The organism is Paraclostridium benzoelyticum (genome assembly GCF_001006285.1).
Lineage (GTDB): Bacteria > Bacillota > Clostridia > Peptostreptococcales > Peptostreptococcaceae > Paraclostridium > Paraclostridium benzoelyticum.
In genome coordinates this window covers 1-1,261 of sequence record NZ_LBBT01000167.1, presented here as the reverse complement: position 1 = coordinate 1,261, position 1,261 = coordinate 1, and the positions used below count along the sequence as shown (strand labels likewise).

General features: G+C 50.9%; 13 tRNA genes. All 13 read right to left on the bottom strand.

Annotated features, from left to right (window positions below):
- Window positions 1-41: 41 nt before the first annotated feature.
- Window positions 42-118: transfer RNA gene (locus VN21_RS07775), tRNA-Met, on the bottom strand.
- A gap of 7 nt (window positions 119-125) precedes the next feature.
- Window positions 126-201: transfer RNA gene (locus tag VN21_RS07770), tRNA-Phe, on the bottom strand.
- 3 nt (window positions 202-204) lie between these two features.
- A tRNA-Ser gene (locus VN21_RS07765) sits at window positions 205-293 on the bottom strand.
- Window positions 294-295: 2 nt separating this feature from the next.
- A tRNA-Lys gene (locus VN21_RS07760) sits at window positions 296-371 on the bottom strand.
- A 12-nt stretch (window positions 372-383) separates the two neighbouring features.
- Window positions 384-459 (bottom strand) — tRNA-Gln (locus VN21_RS07755).
- A gap of 7 nt (window positions 460-466) precedes the next feature.
- Window positions 467-543, bottom strand: a tRNA-Arg gene (locus tag VN21_RS07750).
- Window positions 544-558: 15 nt separating this feature from the next.
- Window positions 559-642: transfer RNA gene (locus tag VN21_RS07745), tRNA-Leu, on the bottom strand.
- Window positions 643-656: 14 nt separating this feature from the next.
- Window positions 657-741, bottom strand: a tRNA-Tyr gene (locus tag VN21_RS07740).
- Window positions 742-745: 4 nt separating this feature from the next.
- Window positions 746-820: transfer RNA gene (locus VN21_RS07735), tRNA-Thr, on the bottom strand.
- 4 nt (window positions 821-824) lie between these two features.
- Window positions 825-900: transfer RNA gene (locus VN21_RS07730), tRNA-Asn, on the bottom strand.
- 31 nt (window positions 901-931) lie between these two features.
- Window positions 932-1,007: transfer RNA gene (locus VN21_RS07725), tRNA-Asn, on the bottom strand.
- Between the two features lie 16 nt (window positions 1,008-1,023).
- Window positions 1,024-1,100, bottom strand: a tRNA-Asp gene (locus VN21_RS07720).
- Window positions 1,101-1,105: 5 nt separating this feature from the next.
- Window positions 1,106-1,181: transfer RNA gene (locus tag VN21_RS07715), tRNA-Val, on the bottom strand.
- Window positions 1,182-1,261: the final 80 nt, after the last annotated feature.

The window sequence follows — 1,261 nt, the reverse complement described above, 5'->3', positions numbered from 1 at the left end:
CTCTAACCAACTGAGCTAAAGGTCCACATTTGTTTTTATATTGGTAGCGGTAACAGGAGTCGAACCTGTGACCTTTCGGGTATGAACCGAACGCTCTAGCCAACTAAGCTATACCGCCATATATTTGGTGCCCAGAGGCGGAATCGAACCACCGACACGGGGATTTTCAGTCCCCTGCTCTACCGACTGAGCTATCTGGGCATTTGGCGGAGAGGGTGGGATTCGAACCCACGGTCCCTTTCGGAATCACTGGTTTTCAAGACCAGCTCCTTAAACCACTCGGACACCTCTCCATTGGTGATCCATCCGCGACTCGAACGCGGGACACCCTGATTAAAAGTCAGGTGCTCTACCGACTGAGCTAATGGATCATTCTATTTACTTGGCAGGGGATGCAGGACTCGAACCTACGCATGTAGCAGTCAAAGTGCTATGCCTTACCGACTTGGCGAATCCCCTATGAATGTGGTGAGCGCACAGGGATTCGAACCCCGGACACACGCCTTAGAAGGGCGTTGCTCTATCCAGCTGAGCTATGCACCCACATTTTTTTAAATTTGGTGCGGATGAAGGGAGTCGAACCCCCACGCCATAGGCGCCAGATCCTAAGTCTGGTGCGTCTGCCAATTCCGCCACATCCGCGCAAATTATTAAGTTGGTGGAGGATGGTGGATTCGAACCACCGAAGTCAGTGACAACAGATTTACAGTCTGCCCCCTTTGGCCGCTCGGGAAATCCTCCACGTTGGAGCTAGTGATAGGAATCGAACCTACAACCTGCTGATTACAAGTCAGCTGCTCTACCGTTGAGCCACACTAGCATATTGGCGGGAATAACAGGACTCGAACCTGTGACCCATTGATTAACAGTCAATTGCTCTACCAACTGAGCCATATTCCCACATTATTAGTTTATTCATTTTTAATTAAGTTGGCGGGAATAACAGGACTCGAACCTGTGACCCATTGATTAACAGTCAATTGCTCTACCAACTGAGCCATATTCCCGCGTATTTAATTATTTTGGCGACCTGGAAGGGACTCGAACCCTCGACCTCCAGCGTGACAGGCTGGCATTCTAACCAGCTGAACTACCAGGCCGCAATTGGTGGGACTAACAGGGCTCGAACCTGTGACCCCCTGCTTGTAAGGCAGGTGCTCTCCCAGCTGAGCTATAGTCCCATATTTATTCTGGAGCGGGTGAAGGGGATCGAACCCTCACAGCCGGCTTGGAAGGCCGGAACTCTACCATTGAGCTACAC